Origin of the sequence: Sphingomonas anseongensis (assembly GCF_023516495.1) — a bacterium.
Classification (GTDB): domain Bacteria; phylum Pseudomonadota; class Alphaproteobacteria; order Sphingomonadales; family Sphingomonadaceae; genus Sphingomicrobium; species Sphingomicrobium anseongensis.
In genome coordinates this window covers 2,143,942-2,161,672 of the sequence record NZ_JAMGBC010000001.1, presented here as the reverse complement: position 1 = coordinate 2,161,672, position 17,731 = coordinate 2,143,942, and the positions used below count along the sequence as shown (strand labels likewise).

The following is a 17,731-nucleotide window of genomic DNA, read 5'->3' as shown; positions in this document are numbered from 1 at the left end:
ACTAGGCCGGGAGAGTGAACTACAATTGAACGCCCTCACTTCGACCGGCCGGAGAATTGCTTCAGGTAATCATTGTCCGGCGACAGGATAACGGTGGTCGGCGCGGGTTTATCCGTCCCGTCGCCAAGAAATGTCGTCTGGTAGGACTGCATGGCCCGGTAGAAGTCGTAGAAAGCCGGGTCCATTCCGAAGCTTGCGGCGTAGGTCCTCGCGGCATCGGCGTCCGCCTGGGCTCGGATGAACTGCGCCTGCTTGGCGCCTTCCGCCCGGATCGACCGCGCTTCCTGCTCGCGCGCCGTGCGCATCCGCTCGAATGCGGATTCGAGCGGAGTTCCGCTTGGAAGATCGGTGCGCTTGATCCGCACGTCGATGATCTCGACGCCATATTGGCCGGCGATCTTGTTCAGCGAGCTTCGAACGTCCTCCATGATCCCCTGCCGCTCCGGCGTCAGCAGCGCGGCGAAGGATACCTTGCCCAGCTCGTTGCGGACTTCGGAGCCGAGGATCGGGCGAAGCTGGTCGGTGAGTTGCGCCTCGGTCCGGGCGCGAACGTACATCAGCAGCGGGTTGACGATCCGGTAGCGCGCGAAGGCGTCGACCTCGAGCCGGCGCTGGTCGGTGGACAGCACCTGCTGGCGCTGCATGTCGACGTCCTGCACTCTCTTGTCGATCCAGACGATCTCCTCGGCGAACGGAATGCGCCAGGATATTCCCGCGCCGGCCGCGCCGATCGGGCGCCCGGGCTTGTATTCGTTGAGGATTCGCACCGGCTTTCCGAAGCGGACGATCACCGCCTCTTTCGTTTCCGGGACGATCGGGAAGCTGGCGATGATCAGGAACAGGAGGAATAGCGCCGAGACGGAGGCGAGGATCGGGTGGCGGCGGACGGAGTCGATCATTGCGGCGCTCCTTCCGTCGGCTGTGACTGCTTGGGCGGCGGAAGCGGCTGGTAGGGCAGTACCCCGGGCGCCTCGATGATCGTCTTGTTAACGCCCTGGAGAACGCGCTCCATCGTCTCGTAATACATTCGGCGGCGAGTGACTTCCGGAGCGAGCCTGTATTGCTCGTAGACCTTCTGGAAGGCGGTCGCTTCGCCCTGCGCCTTCTGCCCAAGCTGAAGCGAATAGGCGTTGGCGTTGTTGATGTAGGTTTGCGCGTCCTGCTGGGCGGCGGTCACCTGCTTGAACGCGTCATTGACCTGGTCGGGCGGATCGGCCTGCTTGATCGCAATGCCCTGAATCTGAATTCCCGAGCGATAATGGTCGAGAATCTGCTGCATCTTCTCGGCGACCAGAGTCTCTATGTCCGCTCGCCGGTCTCCCATGGCATCGTTGAGGCTGACCTGGCTGATGATCGAGCGCATCGCGCTTTCGGCGACCTCGTGGATCGTCTCGTCCGGCTGGGCCAGCTCGAACAGGTAAAGCTCCGGCGTGCGGATGTTCCAGCGCACCGTGTAGGCGATATCGATCAAATTCTGGTCGCCGGTCAGCATCAGGTCGGTGGAATTGCCCGATCCCAGATCGGTATTGCGGATGTTTTCGACGTCGATCTTGCGCACCTTTTCGATGGGCGACGGAAGCGTAAGCCCGACACCGGGCGAGAGAGTGCGGCTGTAACGCCCGAACTGCGTGACGACTCCGCGCTGGCTCGGAGAAATGCTGTGGAAGCTGGTGAACACCAGCCAGACCGCCAAGAGCCCCAGCGCGCCCCACAGGATCAGCGAAGCGTTGGGCCGTCCCGGAAGGCCGCCACCGCCACCGGTCGAGAAGCGCGCCCGGCTCCGGCGAAGAAATTCGTCGAGCGAGGAGCCGCCAGTCATCGGATCGGCAGCCGTGCGCTTACCGCGCTTGGGGGTTTCCCCCCACGGGCCAGGCGCGGGTTCTTCCGGCTCGTCTCCGGAACCCTTCGGGCCCCAAGGACCCTTGTTGTCGGCAAAAAGGCCGCGTGCGCGACCGGCCCACCCCGAAATCATGCTCATGCAGCCTTCTATAAGAAGCCCCTCGGGCGAAAAACAGTGGCAAGGCAGTTTCGAATTCCTATGTCGTTCAAACAAATGACCACCGCCGACGGCCTTCAAAGTCTCGATGCGCTCGATTGCGGCAGCCGCATCCGCTCGCGCCGGCTCTCCGACGGCGTCGTTACTCTCGTCGTCGACGCGTCAGGCCTGTCGGCGGCCGAGCGCAACAAGCTCGAGGCAGAGCTGACCTCCGCGGCGCGAGCGATCGAGGGCGTCAAGGACATCCGAATAGCTCTTACGGCGAGCCAGCCTCGGCGGACTCTGATCGCGGTCGCCAGCGGCAAGGGCGGAGTGGGGAAATCTACGCTGTCGACGAACCTGGCGATCGCCATCGCCCGGACCGGAAAGAAGGTCGGGCTGATCGACGCGGACGTTTACGGGCCCTCGCAGACGCGGCTGCTCGGAAGCGACGAGAAGCCGACCGCTGACGACAAGAAGCTCAACCCGGTCGAGGCTCATGGAATCCGCTTCCTGTCGCTTGGCCAGCTGGTTTCCACCGGCCACGCGCTCGCCTGGCGTGGGCCGATGGCGTCGGGCGCGCTCGCCCAGCTGATCGAGGCCAATTGGGGCGACGCGGAAATCCTGGTCGTCGACCTCCCGCCGGGGACCGGCGACGTTCAATTGTCGCTGATCCAGAAGTCGAGGCCCGACGGAGCCGTAATCGTGTCCACCCCGCAGGCGCTGTCCCTGATCGACGCGACGCGCGCTGTCGATTTGTTCGGCAAGATGTCGGTGCCGGTGATCGGGCTCGTCGAGAACATGTCGGGCTATACGTGCCCGCATTGCGGCGAGCAGTCCGACCCGTTCGGAAGCGGCGGCGCCGAAGAGGCCGCGGCGGCGATGGGCATCCCGTTCCTCGGTCGTATTCCCCTCGACTCCGCGCTTCGCGAAGCGTCTGACGTGGGAACTCCGCCGGCAGCCAGCGGCGGACCGCAATCGGAAGCTTTCGAGGCAATTGCTCGCAAGTTGATGGCGTCGCTCGAAACAAGTTCGGCCGACGAGCATTCGCCTGTCGAGGAGATGGCCGATGCTTCGAGACGATGACGAGATTGCCGAGCTTCTGAGCAATGCGCGGACGATCGCGATGGTCGGAGCGTCGGACCGGCCGGACCGCGCCTCATATGGAGTGATGAAGTTCCTCCAAGACCGCGGCTACCGTGTACTGCCCGTCAATCCGACGATTACCGGTGAGCATGTCCACGGCGAATATGTCTGGCGCGAGCTGTCGCAGATCGGCGAGCCGATCGACATCGTCGACATCTTCCGCAATTCAGAAGCCGCCGGCGAAGCGGTCGACCAGGCGATTGCAGTCGGCGCCAAGGCGGTGTGGATGCAGCTCGGCGTGATCAACCCAGAGGCCGCGGGGCGGGCCGAAGCAGCCGGGCTCAAGGTGGTGATGAACCGCTGCCCGAAGATCGAGATTGCGCGCCTTGGTATTCCGGCGGTCCGCCAGGCATCTGCAAGCTAGGCTCAGTTGGCGGGGGTTACGTCACTCACGAAGAACGGCTGAGCAGCACATTGCATTTGGAACGAGGCAAACTCCCGCTGGTCGAGCTGCGACCAGTCGCCTGCCACCCCGTCGATCTTGATCTCCTTGATCGACATTCCCGTCGACAGCGTCATTCTCGAAACACAGATGGTCGAGCTGACCGAAACCGGGGCGAAAGCGGTCGGAATCGACTTCGCCAACGCCAATGGTCAGCTGGGCGTGGTCACCTACCAGGGTGGGCAGTTCATTCCGCCGGGAGTCCCGGCTGGCGATCACCTGACCAGCTTCCAGTTCCAGGCCGCGCTGTACGCCGAGATTCGCAAGGGCAACGGCCGCATCGTCTCCAAGCCGCGGATCGCCGCGCAAAGCGGCTCGACCGCCAAGATCATCACCGGCGACGCGCTTCCGATCCTAACTGCGATCACGCTTTCGGGAGTGAACGGCGTTTCGCAGCAGGTCCAATATGTGAACGTCGGCGTCACCTTGCAGATCGCGCCGAGAGTCAGCGGCGACGGCTTCGTCACCAGCCACGTCTATGCGGTCGTGTCGAGCGTGACCGGCTTCAGCCAGGGCTATCCGACAATCAGCCAGCGCCAGGCGGAAACGTCGGCGACCGTCAGGGACGGCGATTCGTTCGTCATCGGTGGCCTGACGCAGGACGAGAACATCACCAACAAGTGGAAGATCCCGATCCTCGGCGACATCCCGATCCTGGGCCAGGCGTTCAGGACCGACCGCAACACGCGTTCGCGGACCGAGCTTTACATCATCGTCACTCCGCACGTCGTGCATCGCGTCGGATCGCAGGCGATGACGGTGGCGAGGCAGGAGCCGTACGATTCGCAGCCGGTGACCACCATCCCGGGACCGGCGAACGGCCAGCCGCAATATTATCCCCAGCAGCTGCCGAGCGACATTCCCTCCGGCGACCCGCTGCAGCCGCCCCGGCGCTAAATCAGGCGGTCCCCACGGTCATTTCCGGGATCAGGATCGTCGGCGCATCAATGCCCCGCCGGAACTCCAGGTCGGACGCAGGCTCAAGGCTGGCGAACATGTCGAGCAGGTTGGACGCGATCGTGATTTCCTGCACCGCCGGACCGATCTCTCCGTCCTTCACCAGGAAGCCGACTGCGCCGCGGCTGTAGTCGCCGGTCACCGGGTTGGCGCCCTGGCCGATCAGCTCGATCACGAGCAGAGCTTCCGGAAATGCGGCCAGCAACTCCTCGCGGCTGCGGCTTCCCGCTTCCATGTAGAAATTCGTCGGCGAAACTCCGGGTGCGCTGCCGACCGATCGCGCCGCATGGCCGGTCGGCTGGATTCCGAGCTGGCGGGCCGAAGCGCTGTCCGCCATCCACCCGTCGAGCACTCCGCCGGAGACGATCTCCGTCCGTGCAACCGCCACGCCTTCCCCGTCGAACGGTCTTGAGCGCAACCCGCGAGGGCGAAGCGGATCGTCGACGATGGTGACGCCTTCGCGGAAAATCTTCCGACCGAGTTTGTCCTGCAGGAAGCTCGACTTGCGCGCCACCGAGGAGCCACTGATCGCGCCGGCGAAATGGCCGAGCAGGCTGCCCGATACCCGCGGGTCGAACAGGACGGGCATCCTGCCCGCTTTTGGCCGCACCGGATCGAGTCGTGCGACGGCGCGTCGTCCCGCCTCTCGGCCTATGCTCTCGGCGCTGTCGAGGTCGCTCAGGTGCCGCGCGCTTTGCCACCAGCTGTCGCGCTGCATCGAAGCGCCTTCCCCGGCGACGACGGACGCGGAGCACCCGTGCCCGGTGCCAGAGAAAGAGCCGGAGAAGCCGCCGCTGGTCGCGAGCGCAATGACCGAAGCGGAAGTGCTTGCGCCCGCGCCGCTCGAGTTGGTGACTCCGGGCACCGCGAGCGCGGCGGCTTCGCATTCGAGCGCGCGCTCGCGAAGCTGCGCCGGATCTGGCTCGGCGGGGTCCACGGTATCGAGATCGGCGAACGGGCTGGAGGCGAGAAGACCGGGCGGCGCCAGTCCTGCGAAGGGATCTTCCGGCGCTTCGCCCGCCATTGCAACGGCGCGCCTCACCAGCTCGCCCAACGCCTCTTCCGACAGATCCGAGGAGGCGACCGAGGCCGACCGCGCGCCGAGGAACAGGCGAAGCCCGATCTCCTCGCCTTCGGAGCGGCCGACATGGTCGAGCTCGCCGAGCCGCACCTGCACCTCGGTCGATCGTCCGCCCATATAAAGGACGTCGGCGGCGTCGGCGCCGGCCTTGATTGCGCGGCTGACCAGCCGCTCGGCTGCGTCGCGGCATTCGTCGAGGGAAAGCATGGCCGCCCGTTAGCGGCTGGAGAAGCCGACGACCAGCATCGCCAGGAAAACCAGCAGGCCGCAGGTGCGGTTCGACCTGAACAGGGCAAGCGCCAGCTCCCCGTCGGCGGGGTTCGCTCGAAGCGCCTGGTTAGCGAGGTGGAGCGCAGCCGGCACCAGCGCGAGAAGTGCCAGCCAGTCCGGCCGCACCGACCAGATCGCGCTGACCCACAGCAGTAGGGCCAGCGTGTAAAAGATACCGACGCCAAGCGCGGCCTTGTCGCCGAGGCGGCGGGCGCTGCTCTTCACCCCCACGAGTGCGTCGTCCTCCATGTCCTGGATAGCGTAGAGGGTGTCGTAGCCGATCACCCACGCGACGCTTCCCAACCAAAGCAGGATGGCGGGCCATGCAAGATCGCCGGTCACCGCCGGCCAACCGACCAGCGCTCCCCACGAAAAGACGATTCCGAGCCACGCCTGCGGCCACCAGGTGATCCGCTTCATGAACGGATAGGCTGCGACAGGCGCAACGCTCACCAGCGACACGATTTGCGCCGTCCGATTGAGCTGCAACAGCACCACTAGAGCGAGAGCGAGCAGCATGGCGATCAGGACGGTAGCACTGGCCGCCGTCACCCGGCCGCTGGCCAGCGGGCGAAGTCTTGTGCGCTCGACCCGACGGTCCAGGTCGCGATCGACAACATCGTTGTAGACGCAGCCCGCGCTCCGGGTCGCGAAGGCCCCGAGCGCGAGCCAGGCAAACAAGTCCCAGCGGCCGCCCACGCCGGCCAATGCCACCCCCCAGGCACACGGCCAGTAGAGAAGCCAGGTCCCGATCGGGCGGTCGAGCCGCATCAGCGATGCGTAGGGACGAAGCGGCGGCGGAAGCGCACCGACGAAGCCGCGCCGCTCGCTGTCCGGGACGATGTCCGCCGAATGCATGCCGCCCGTATCGACGAAGTTTCGACGGTTCGGAAGCCCGGCGGCGCGCGAGCGAACCGGCGGGCCGAAACATCCCGCGCCGCCCGACCGAGCAGCGCCGCCGACGAGCCGGAGCGAAGTTAATCCACGTTAGCGTCAAAAATTTGCTCGCGGGAGTTGCATCCGAAAACTGAAACAAGCGTTGTGGACCTGTAACGACGACCGATTGAAGGCCGCCGACGGGACGCCCGCGGAGATGTATGAGGCCTATTTTACCCGGCGCCTTCTGAAGGCGCTCAGCCTCGCGGAGGAGGCGACGGACGCCGATGAGCGTTCGGTTCACCTGCGCACTTCACGTTACTATCGCGACCTCCTCGAACATCCCGAAAAGCGCGGCGCCTATCGTCATCCCACACGCATCGGCGCGACACTTCATCATCTCGGCACCCACCCACGCCGAGTGATCGTCTCCGACCTGTCGACTTGCGGGTTCAGGATCGAGATCGATGCGCGAGCGAAGCCGGGCACGGTCATCATGCTGGAGATCGGCGGCCTTTCGCCGCTCGACGCTTATGTGGTCTGGCAGGAGGGCGTCCAGGTGGGCTGCAAGTTCCTGAATGAACTCCACCCCGCGCTGGTCGAGGCTGCGCTTGCGGTAAGCTCGCGCATCTAGTGGTCTCAACCGCGGCTGGCGGCTAAGCCCGCATCGATGCCCGCCACTCCAGCCTGGCCGCCCAAGAGCCTGCCGCGCCTATTTATCCCGCAACCGTTGGCCGAGGCCGCCAAGGTCGAGCTGGATCAGGCGCAGGCAAACTACCTCGGCAATGTCCTGCGGCTTGGTGAGGGCTCCGAATTGCTCGTCTTCGACGGCGAGTCCGGGGAGTGGCTGGCGCGGATTTCAGACGCTTCGAGGAAACGGATGACTCTCGCCGTGGAGCGGCAGACCCGCGGTCCCGAAACGGTCCCCGATCTTTGGCTCGCCTTCGCTCCTGTGAAGCGGACGCAAACCGACTGGCTGGTCGAGAAAGCGACCGAACTCGGTGCGGCGCGGCTGGTCCCGGTGATCACCGAACGGACGATCGTCGACCGGGTGAAGCTCGAGCGGTTGAAATCGATCGCCATCGAGGCTGCCGAGCAGTGCGGGCGAACCCGCCTGCCCGAGCTTGGCCAGCCGCTGCCGCTGGCCCGTTTCCTCGAACAGCGGGCGGCGGACCGGACGCTCTACTTCGCGGACGAGACCGGCGGCGACCCGGCCGGCTCAGCGTTTGCCCCGGGCCCAGCGGCAATCCTCACCGGACCGGAGGGCGGCTTCACCACGGCAGAGCGCAACCTGATCCGCTCGCAGCCTCGCGCAATCCCGATTTCGCTGGGACCGCGAATCCTCCGCGCCGAAACGGCCGTCCTTGCCGCTGTCACTATCTATATGGCGCTCGCCGGTGACTGGCGCTAATCGCCGCCGCGAATGACGACGCGGACCGACGACAGCGACAGCGCGCCGATCGAGAGCCGCGATGACCTTTTGGCGACCTTCGCCGCGGGCGAGAAGGTGCCCGACCGCTGGCGAATTGGGACCGAGCACGAGAAGTTCGTCTATCGAACCTCCGACCATCGCGCGCCCTCCTACGACGAGCCCGGAGGAATCCGCGACCTGCTGATGGGGCTGACGGAATTCGGGTGGAAGCCGGTGGTCGAAAGCGGCAACGTCATCGCTCTCAGCGGACCCGACGGAACCGTGAGCCTGGAGCCGGCCGGGCAGTTCGAACTCTCTGGTGCGATGCTCGACAACCTTCACCAGACCTGTGCCGAAGCCGGCCGCCACCTCGCCCAGGTCAAGGCCGTGGGCGAAAAGCTGGGGATAGGCTTCCTGGGTCTTGGCATGTGGCCGGACAAGACTCGAAGCGATTTGCCGGTGATGCCCAAGGGCCGCTACGCGATCATGCTCAACTACATGCCCAAGGTCGGCAATCTCGGCCTCGACATGATGCTTCGCACCTGCACGATCCAGACGAACCTCGACTATTCATCCGAAGCGGACATGGTGAAGAAGTTCCGGGTCGGGCTGGCGCTTCAGCCGGTCGCGACGGCGCTCTTCGCCAACTCGCCGTTCACAGAGGGCAAGCCGAATGGCTACCTCAGCTACCGAAGCCATATCTGGGAAGACACCGATCCGGACCGGACGGGAATGCTGCCCTTCGTGTTCGAGGACGGCTTCGGATACGAACGCTACCTCGATTATGCCCTCGACGTGCCGATGTACTTCGTCTTTCGGGACGGGAAGTACGTCGACGTTGCGGGCGAGAGCTTTCGCCAGTTCCTCGACGGAAGGCTACCGCAGCTTCCCGGCGAAAAGCCGCTCCTGACCGACTTCGTCGATCACCTCTCGACCATCTTCCCGGAAGTCCGCCTCAAGAGCTTCCTCGAGATGCGCGGGGCGGACGGCGGACCGTGGAGCAGGATCTGCGCGCTTCCCGCGCTGTGGGTCGGGCTGCTCTACGACGACCAGGCCCTCGATGAAGCGTGGAATCTGGTCAAAGGCTGGACCATCGACGAGCATGAGGCACTTCGGCGCGACGTCCCCAAGCTGGCGCTCCGGGCGCAGGCTCCAGGCGGCGGAACGGTCCATGACCTCGCCGGCAAGGTCGTCGACATTGCCGCGCGGGGGCTTACCCGGCGCGGACGGCTCAATTCGGCTGGGGATAATGAAAGCGGCTTCCTCGACCCGCTCAACGAAATCGTGGCGAGCGGCAAGACTCCCGCCGAACGCCTTCTCGACCTCTATCACGGGGAGTGGCAGGGAGATCTCAGCCGCATCTACTCGGAGATGAGTTTCTGATGGACATTGCAACGGCGCAGCGCCGCACCCTCTACCCGCCGATCCAGCCCTATGACAGCGGCCATCTCGGTGTCGGCGACGGCCACAGCCTTTACTGGGAGCTATGCGGCAATCCGGACGGCAAGCCCGTGGTCTTCCTTCACGGCGGACCTGGCGGCGCATCGAGCCCCGACCACCGACGGCAGTTCAACCCGGACAAGTACAAGATCCTGGTGTTCGACCAGCGCGGCTGCGGCAAGTCGACCCCGTTCGCGAACCTGGAGAACAACACGACCTGGGACCTTGTCGAGGACATCGAGAAGCTCCGGACGCAGGTCGCCAAGGTCGAAAAATGGCAGGCGTTCGGGGGAAGCTGGGGCTCCACGCTCGCGCTCGCCTACGCCCAAACGCATGCCGAGCGGGTTACCGAGCTCGTCCTTCGCGGAATCTTCCTCTTCCAGCAATACGAGCTCGACTGGCTGTACAAGGAAGGCGGCGCGTCCTCGCTCTATCCGGACAAGTGGGAGGAGTTCGTCGCTCCGATCCCCGAAAACGAGCGCGGCGATCTCCTGCAGGCCTATCGCAAGCGGCTGACCAGCGATGATCCGGCTTTGCAGCTACAAGCGGCCAAGGCATTCAGCGCCTGGGAGGGGAATGTCGTGACCTTGCTTCCCAGCCCGGAGGTGATGGAGGAGTTCACCGAAGGCGACAAAGCCATCGCGATCGCGCGCATCGAGAACCACTACATGATCCACAAGGGCTGGCTGGAGGAAGGCCAGCTGCTGCGTGACGTGGGCCGGATTCGCAACATTCCCGGAGTCATTGTCCAGGGCCGCCACGACTGCTGCACGCCTCCGCGCGCCGCATGGGCGCTGAAGAAGGCCTGGCCGGAGGTCGATCTTCGGATCGTCCCCGATGGCGGTCACCTCTACAACGAGCCGGGAATCCTCGACGGGCTGATCCGCGCTACGGACAAGTTCGCCGACCGCTGATCAGCCGCCGGGCCGGTACACCCGTTCGGTGTGACCCTTGAGCTGGTCGGGATAGAAATAGACTTCGCGGAGCGCGCCCGACGCGTAGCGAAGTGCTTCGTCGTTGAAGTGCGGAGAATTTGGATGGCCGCTTTCGCCGCCCGCGGTGATTGCGCGCGCGCGGACCCGTTTCGGCCCGAACTCGACTACTGCCACGAAGCTGTTGCCGTTGGTCCCGTACCATTTCTTCGTGCCCGGCTTCTGCGATGCTCCAAACGATGCGAGCGAGCCCCATTTGTTCGAGGTGAATCCCACGGGAATGCTCGGCGCGTTGTCGTCGAATGGCGGATCAATCAGCGGCGAGATGCGCTGGAAGCGATTGACCTCGCCCCACGGCACGCGCCAGCCGCCGAAGTCGCGGTTGAGCCGATCGAGCGCGCGGCCGAACGCCGTCAGCTTTTCTGCCGCACTCAGCGCTTCCATGTGGCGGAACGGATTTTGTTGGTCGTTCCACTTTCGAGCCGCGACCATCTTCGTCAGCTCGTCGCCCCAGAATTGCGCGACGGTATTTGGCACGGACTCGGTCGACCAGCGCTTGTCCCATTTGTTGAGCGCGGCAATCGGCGCCGAGAACCGCGCGCGGCGCGGGTCCTTCGCGGGCAGCGCCCGCCACGCCTTCACCAGCATCGGAACAAGCACTTCGAAGCTTGGCTGGGCGCTGTCGAAGGCCGTCGCCTGGAGGCGGTCGAGGCTCCACTGGCCCGGCTGGGTCAGCAGCCTCGTCGCGTGGACCGTGCGGTAATTCTCGCCCGCCATGTCCAGATATTTCGGAAAGGCTGCGGACTTGGGCGAAAAAGGTCCCGCCGCGGAATAGAGCCAGTCGTTGCTGTTGAAAGCCCAGCCTGTCGGCGGGTTGATCGTGTTCGGCAGTTCCGACACCGGATGGAGGCCCTGCCAGTCCGTAGCGCGGTCGCTGCCGTCGACGGGCCTGGTGTAATCAAAGCGATTGTCGCGCTTGGGCATGAACTGCGGCGCCAGGACCGCGATCTCGCCCTTGTCGTCCGCGAAGACGGTGTTGTTGGAGCTGTTCGCCTTGAGGTCGGACACCTTCATGAAGGACGCGAGGTCAGTCGCCTTGGTGCGAAGGTAGGATTGCTGGAGCGCCTCGATCGGACGGTCCATCATCGCGAACGCGATCCAGCAAATGCGCTGATCCTTATGTGGCGGAGGCGCGCAGCTCGAGCTCAGCTCGCTTCGAATAATCGGGCCGCGATGCGTGTAGTAGGTGGTGAAGCTCCGCTCGCCGAAGCTGCCGTCAGCTTTGCGAAAGCGGATCGTCACCGGCCGCTGCTCCATCACCCGCCACTCGCTTCCGTAGCGATAGCGGGGTCCGAGCTCCGGCAGCTCCACCTGGTAGGCGAACTCGTCGACATTATCGACGCCGCTGGAGGTGTGCATCCAGCCGGCGTGCGGGTTGAAGCCCTGGTAGATGAAGAACTGGCCCCAGGTGACCGCGCCGTAGGCGTCCAGGCCTTCGCTGCTCTTCATCTGAAGCTCCGAGCGGAAGTAGAAGCTGGTGTGCGGGTTGATGAGCAGAAGCGAGCCGGTGCCGGGTGCCGCGAGCTTCGGCGCGATGGCGATGCCGTTGGATCCCTGCGGCTCGAACACGGCACCGTCCGCGGTGGCCGTGCGCGACGCGTTATGGCCGGTATAGAATTTCGCTAGCTCGTCGAGATCGATCCGCTCGATGTCGCCGCCGATGCTCCCTTCGGTGAAGCTGAGCGCCATCCATGGTTCGAAGCGCGTCAGCACCTTCGGATGCACGTCGGGGTGGGTTTCGAGATAATAATTCAGCCCATCCGCCCAGGCGCGCATGAGCGTCTTCAGCCAGTCGGGGCTCTTCAAATATTCGAGCTTCAGCTTGTCGTCGCTGACGTACAGCCGTGCTCGCAAGTCCTGCCAGATCGCCTTTTCGCCTTCGGCTTCCGCCGTTCGCCCGAGCGCAGTCAGGTAATTGGCCTCTATGCGCGGGAAGTCGTCTTCCGCCTGCGCGTAGATCATCCCGAACACCGCGTCCGCGTCGGTCTGCCCGCTGACGTGGGCGATGCCCCAGTCGTCGCGGGCGATCGTCACTCGCAAGGCCTCGGATTGCCAGCGATGGAGGTCGTCCGGGCTTGCGGCGGCGGTGAGGAGGAAGAGAAGCGGGAGGGCAAAGGTGCGCATGCCGGCTTTTGTAACCGGCATGCGGCGACCGTCCACCCTCCCGGGTTTTCCTACCTCACTTCGGCGTTCAGCCGGCTGATCTCGTCGCGGCGTTGCGGCGAGACGCAAACGTGATCGCCAGGAACGGCATCGCGCCAGACGAGACCGCTCAGGCAGGTATCCGGTCCATAGGCGCCGGAAGGGTCGTGATTGGACGCATCGAGCCGGTTCTCGTCGGCAATGCGCTTTCCTTCGTCCGCGGACACGCATTTGTGATCGCCGGCGTTGGCGAGCCGCTCGACCAGTCCCTCGGGGCAGACAGAAACGGCGGCCACGGTGCCCAGAGCCTGTATCGCCCCGCGCCGCTGCCGCAGCGTTCCAAGAGCGCCCTCGACGGCCGGCGAAGGCGGCTTTGGAGTTGCAGTGGCGCTGTCCATGACCTCCAGAGTTCCGGTTGCGGCCGCCGTATCTATAAGCCCGGGCCGCGAGCTGCCGGTATAGGCATAGTCGCGGCGGCAGACCGTGCCGGAGTGACAGGCGAAATCGACTCCGCCCGGCGGAAGCGTAATCGCGACGTCGGGGAACCAGACCGGGAAGTCCCAGCTGTCCGACCAGACACCTACGTCGATGAAGGCGTGCGCGTTCACTCCGGGGGTGACGATGAAGCCGATGTTATAGACCGGCTGGCCGATCCAGAAGCTGCTCTTGTGATCGGTCGGGTTGATCGCAAGCGGCAGCTTCTTGCCGTTCACGATGAGCTGGTCAGTCCCGCTGACATTGTCGTGGACCGTCATCCGAAGCGCGTCCGAATGGAGCCCGACCTTCACGGCAGGGTGCACCAGGATCCCGGCGGCGCCCCAGTTGCCGTATCCCATCAGCAGGTCGATCTGGTCGAACACGAAGGGAATTTCGCCCGACGACGTTCCGGGCGCTGGCGGAGTGAATTGCCCGTGGGTGTAAGGGGCCGGGAGCTTGTCCGCCAGGTCGTACCCGACGGTCAGGGTCTTGTGGCCCTCGCCCATCAGCGGAAGCTTGTAATCGTAGCCGGCCGAGGCCTTCAGCTCGGCCACGAACTCCTGCCCGTTGAAAATCTGGGTCGAGGCGAGTCCGGAGGCGGCATATTGCGCCGGCGTCCCGTCGACCGGGTTCATGCTCGCGATCAGATAGCCCTTCTCGCCGCTGCTATCGCTCACCGTCCTGTAGGTACCGTCGAGGACGATCGGGAAGCGGAGCCCGAAGCCGTAGCTGAAGCCCGCCCTCGCCCCCGCGTAATAGGTCACCGAACAGCCGACCCAGCACCAGTTGATCGTCTTCTCGATCCGCTTGCTCCACTCATATTGGCGGCCGAGCGTGAAGCCGGTGAGGAACACGACCTTCGAAATGGGCTGGTTCTCGACGACGGGCAGGTTGAGGGCCGCGGCTTCAACGCCGAGCCGTCGGTAGTCCGCGACCATTGCTCGGCTGCCCTTGTCGACTTCATCCTCCTTCGGGATGAACATCACGTCTTCGATTTTGGTCTCGGCGGAGCTGATCAGCTCCTCCGCGAGGGCATCGTCATTGAGGGACTCCAGGCGAGTAGTCTCCGCTGCGCCGATATCGGCGGCAATCTTCTCCCGCTCGGCCGGGTTGGCGAGGATCGCCCGGAAATTGGCTACCTGCGCGGCGGTCTCCGCATCCTGCTTCGCCCAGTCTTCCCTCGCCTTGGCGATCGCGGCGTCACGTTGCGCCGGGTCTTCGACATATCGGGCGGAGTTGGGATTGGCGTAATCGGCGACCTTCTGGCTTTCAGACAGCCGCTCGGCGCAGCTTACTCCAGCCTGCTCGATCTGGCTTCGCCGCGAGGAATCGCTGCACGCACCCGGCTTGATCCGGTAGTTGAGGAAGGACCGGACGATGAGGCCCTGCGGAACGACATAAGCGTTCACGTCGGTGGCTTTCACCGTCACCGCGCCCGGCGACGCCTCGAGCCGGCGGGCGATGTTCGGAAGCGCGTCCTTGTTGGCGAGCATCGCGGACAGATCGATCGTGGAGCTTCCCAGCTTCAGCGCGCGGGTCGAGCGCATTTCGGAGAGCGACAATTCGCGCTCGACCGGCAGCGCCTGGATCGAGGTCAGCGGGTTGGCACTCTGGACGACGAGCGTTTTCGGAAGCGACGGCGCCGCGACCATCGAAACGATCTGTACCTGGTCGGCTGCTTGCTCGACACGAGGCACGACCACGGCAAGCTTGGGTGAAGCGAGCGCCTGCGCTCTCAACTGGCGACTGACCGGTGCTGCGGATTGAGCGTGAGCAGCGGACGAAATGGCGATGATGGCCGAAGCGGCGACGCAATTGAGCAGAGCCTGACGCATTGGAAGATACCCCCGTTACAATGCCTTGGGCCCTCCGAGTCGCGAGCCCCTCACCCCACCTGTTCGCAAGAGCAACCGCTAGCTTTTGGCCTCCGGACGTGTTCCCTGATCCCGCGCTGATCTTATCACATTTCGGCGCGCGGCGAACGACCAGAATGGCGGGGTTGTCGGACTTCGGCCAGCGATATCAGGCTTTTGGCAGCGCCTGCTTCGCCTGTCCCCAGCCTTTCAGGAACTTGGATTCCGATCGCTCGAAAAGGAGGTCGAGCTCGCGGATGGTGAAGGCGTTGCCGCCTTCGTAATCGTCGAGCTCGTCCCAGGCGATCGGGGCGGCGACCGGAGCGCCTTCCCGGGCTCGCGCCGAATAAGGCATGACCGCGGTCGACCCGCGCTGGTTGCGCAGCCAGTCGAGGAAGATGCGGCCCTTGCGCTGCACCTTGCGCATGTTGGCTGTGAACCGCTCCGGCTCGGCTTCCGACACGGCGCGCGAGAAGCGCTCGGCGAAGCTGGTCACCGCATCCCAATCGGCCGATGCGTCGAGCGGCGCGATGACGTGGATGCCCTTGCCCCCGGTCAGCATCGGGAAGGTTTCGAGGCCAAGATCCTTTAGCAGCCCGCGAAGCCGCCGCGCGGCGTCCCTGACCGCGCCGAAATCGAGTCCCTCGTCGGGGTCGAGATCGAAGACGAGCCGGTCGGGAAATTCGACCTTGTCCGCGCGGCTTCCCCAGCCGTGGAATTCGATCGTCCCCATCTGCACGCAGGACAGCACTCCGCGGATGTCGTCGAAGTAGAGATAGTCCTGAACCTCGCCCTTCTTCTCGCGGATGGGCACGTGCTTGACGTCCTCGCCCATCGATCCGGTGTCGTGCTTCTGGAAGAAGCATTTCTTGGCGCGTCCCTGCGGGCAGCGGATCAATGTGATGGGACGGTTCGCCACGTCGGGCATCAGCAACGGGTCGACCGCCGCATAATAAGAGGCGAGCTCGTACTTGGTGATCTTCTCGGTCGGGTAGATCGCCCGGTCAGGGTTGCTGATCGTGATCCCGAAGCTTTCCGGAGTCGGGTGCTCGCGCGCCTTCGCGCCCGCCTTCTTCGTGACCTTGGACAGCTTCTTGGGCGTCTCGACCACCACTTGGCTCGCCGGCTTGTCCTCGCGGAGCGCGATGAAGCTCGGGTGGCGAAGGATACCCTCGGTCGTGAACTCGGTGAAGGCCACCTCGCAAACCAGCTCCGGGCGGATGTAATGCGCGCCCTTGCGGTCGGCTCGCGGTACTTCGACCGGGGCCTCCTTCGTCTCCAGCGACTCCATCATGTCCATCAAATCGTGGAGCATCTGCGTGTTGAAGCCGGTGCCCACCTTGCCGACGTAGGTGAGCTTGCCGTGCTCCTTCGCGGCCAGGAGCAAGGAGCGGAAGCCGACTCGCCGGTCGCTTTCCGACCAGCCGACGATGACGAATTCCTGGCGCTGGATGCACTTGATCTTCAGCCAGTTCTTGGTCCGCTCGCTGCGGTAGGGCGCGCTTGCCTTCTTGGCGATTACGCCCTCGCCGCCCTCGGCGCATATGGCGTTGAACAGCGCCTCGCCCTTGCCGACCACATGGTCGCCGAACAGGATCACCGACGGCGCATTCTCCAGCAGCTTCGCCAGCCGCGCCTTGCGCTCGATGTTGGGAAGCTTGCGGATGTCCTCGCCGCGATCGACGAGCAGGTCGAAGGCGTAGAAGACGAGGTTCTTGCCGCGGCTTTCCTTGAGCGTTGATTGAAGTAGCTGGAAGTCGGGCTTGCCCTCGTCGTTGAGCGCCGCGGCCTCGCCGTCGATCAGGCATCCGGGCGGGAGGTTCGCGGCTGCCTTCACCAGCGCCCGGAACTTGTCGCTCCAGTCCTTGCCGTTGCGCGTCCAGGCCGTCGCGGCGCCGCTGCCGGTCGCGATCAGCAGCCGGTAGCCGTCATATTTATACTCGAACAACCAGTCCGACCCCGCCGGGACCTCGTCGACCAAAGTCGCCTTTTGCGGCGAGACGAAAGCGGGCGGCGCGTCGGCAGCTTTCTTCTTCGCCCGCCCGCCCTTCTGCCCGCGGCGGTTGGATCGCCAGACGTCCTCCCCCGACGCGATCTCCGCCATGGTGCGACCGGTGGTCACGCTGGTCACGGCTTCATCGACCAGCTCGTCGCCATTCTCCGCATTGGCATATGCGTCGGTGACCTTCTTGAGCATCCATGTCTCGCGCTTGTCGCCCGGCCGCGGCTTCAAGCGGAACATCACCCACTCGCCCTTCATCCGGTCGCCTTCGAGCGTGAAGTGTAGATGCCCCTCCTCGATTGTCTTGCGGGGGTCCTTGCCGGGCTCGGGAATCCAGCGGCCCTGATCCCACAACATGACGGTGCCGCCGCCATATTCCCCGGCGGGGATCGTCCCTTCGAAACCGCCATAGTCGAGCGGGTGATCCTCGGTGCGCATCGCCAGCCGCTTTTCGGCCGGGTCGAGGCTCGGGCCCTTGGGTACCGCCCAGCTCTTGAGCACGCCGTCCATCTCCAGTCGGAAATCGTAATGGAGGTGCGAGGCGTCGTGCTTCTGGACGACGAAGCTGTCGCCCTTCCCCTTGAGCTTGCGGCCCTTGGGCTCCTTCGTCTTCGAGAAGTCGCGCTTGCGGTTGTAGGTGTCGATGTCGAGCTTGCGCGAGGCCATT

Annotated in this window: 14 protein-coding genes; 7 read left to right on the top strand and 7 right to left on the bottom strand. The window is 64.8% G+C overall.

Features of this window, described 5'->3' with window-relative positions:
* Window positions 1-35 precede the first annotated feature (35 nt).
* Together hflC and hflK are read right to left on the bottom strand one after the other, a co-directional pair.
* Window positions 36-899 carry a protease modulator HflC gene (gene hflC / locus LZ519_RS11150; RefSeq protein ID WP_283937323.1) on the bottom strand — a complete coding sequence of 288 codons (864 nt, stop codon included), beginning with the start codon at window positions 897-899 and terminating at the stop codon, window positions 36-38.
* Window positions 896-1,978: an FtsH protease activity modulator HflK gene (hflK, locus tag LZ519_RS11145; protein ID WP_249868738.1), complete on the bottom strand. Its 1,083-nt coding sequence runs from the start codon at window positions 1,976-1,978 to the stop codon at window positions 896-898. Before hflK ends, hflC begins: the two co-directional genes overlap by 4 nt.
* Before the next feature lie 75 nt (window positions 1,979-2,053).
* On the opposite strand from hflK, the gene LZ519_RS11140 reads away from it, so the two are divergent.
* From LZ519_RS11140 to LZ519_RS11130, 3 genes are all read left to right on the top strand, one after another.
* The gene (locus tag LZ519_RS11140; RefSeq protein ID WP_249868737.1) at window positions 2,054-3,061 is read left to right on the top strand and encodes an Mrp/NBP35 family ATP-binding protein; all 1,008 of its coding nucleotides are present in this window, start codon (window positions 2,054-2,056) and stop codon (window positions 3,059-3,061) included.
* On the top strand, window positions 3,045-3,485 hold the full coding sequence (locus LZ519_RS11135) for a CoA-binding protein (protein ID WP_249868736.1): 441 nt from the start codon (window positions 3,045-3,047) through the stop codon (window positions 3,483-3,485). The genes LZ519_RS11140 and LZ519_RS11135 overlap by 17 nt, the downstream gene beginning before the upstream one ends.
* A gap of 117 nt (window positions 3,486-3,602) precedes the next feature.
* Window positions 3,603-4,460, top strand: a complete 858-nt coding sequence (locus LZ519_RS11130) for a type II secretion system protein GspD (protein WP_249868735.1) — start codon at window positions 3,603-3,605, stop codon at window positions 4,458-4,460.
* 1 nt (window position 4,461) lies between these two features.
* Here the strand turns inward: LZ519_RS11130 and LZ519_RS11125 are convergent, their stop codons facing one another.
* Both LZ519_RS11125 and ubiA read right to left on the bottom strand, forming a co-directional pair.
* Entirely contained in the window at window positions 4,462-5,808 is a 1,347-nt protein-coding gene (locus tag LZ519_RS11125) for a TldD/PmbA family protein (protein WP_249868734.1), read from the bottom strand.
* Window positions 5,809-5,817: 9 nt separating this feature from the next.
* Window positions 5,818-6,729 carry a 4-hydroxybenzoate octaprenyltransferase gene (ubiA, locus tag LZ519_RS11120; protein ID WP_249868733.1) on the bottom strand — a complete coding sequence of 304 codons (912 nt, stop codon included), beginning with the start codon at window positions 6,727-6,729 and terminating at the stop codon, window positions 5,818-5,820.
* A 205-nt stretch (window positions 6,730-6,934) separates the two neighbouring features.
* On the opposite strand from ubiA, the gene LZ519_RS11115 reads away from it, so the two are divergent.
* From LZ519_RS11115 to pip, 4 genes are read left to right on the top strand one after another with little or no spacing between them, the layout of a single operon-like run.
* Complete coding sequence (locus LZ519_RS11115; RefSeq protein ID WP_249868732.1) at window positions 6,935-7,381, top strand: PilZ domain-containing protein; 447 nt, start codon at window positions 6,935-6,937, stop codon at window positions 7,379-7,381.
* Between the two features lie 36 nt (window positions 7,382-7,417).
* A complete protein-coding gene (locus LZ519_RS11110) occupies window positions 7,418-8,158 on the top strand; it encodes a 16S rRNA (uracil(1498)-N(3))-methyltransferase (protein WP_249868731.1) in 741 nt (246 codons plus the stop codon).
* Between the two features lie 12 nt (window positions 8,159-8,170).
* Entirely contained in the window at window positions 8,171-9,541 is a 1,371-nt protein-coding gene (locus tag LZ519_RS11105) for a glutamate--cysteine ligase (RefSeq protein ID WP_249868730.1), read from the top strand.
* Window positions 9,541-10,512 carry a prolyl aminopeptidase gene (gene pip, locus LZ519_RS11100; protein WP_249868729.1) on the top strand — a complete coding sequence of 324 codons (972 nt, stop codon included), beginning with the start codon at window positions 9,541-9,543 and terminating at the stop codon, window positions 10,510-10,512. Before LZ519_RS11105 ends, pip begins: the two co-directional genes overlap by 1 nt.
* Here pip and LZ519_RS11095 read toward each other — a convergent pair whose 3' ends face one another.
* From LZ519_RS11095 to ligD, 3 genes are all read right to left on the bottom strand, one after another.
* A complete protein-coding gene (locus LZ519_RS11095) occupies window positions 10,513-12,714 on the bottom strand; it encodes a penicillin acylase family protein (RefSeq protein WP_249868728.1) in 2,202 nt (733 codons plus the stop codon).
* Between the two features lie 50 nt (window positions 12,715-12,764).
* A complete protein-coding gene (locus tag LZ519_RS11090; RefSeq protein WP_249868727.1) occupies window positions 12,765-15,044 on the bottom strand; it encodes a hypothetical protein in 2,280 nt (759 codons plus the stop codon).
* Window positions 15,045-15,231: 187 nt separating this feature from the next.
* On the bottom strand, window positions 15,232-17,730 hold the full coding sequence (ligD, locus tag LZ519_RS11085) for a DNA ligase D (protein ID WP_249868726.1): 2,499 nt from the start codon (window positions 17,728-17,730) through the stop codon (window positions 15,232-15,234).
* Window position 17,731 lies beyond the last annotated feature (1 nt).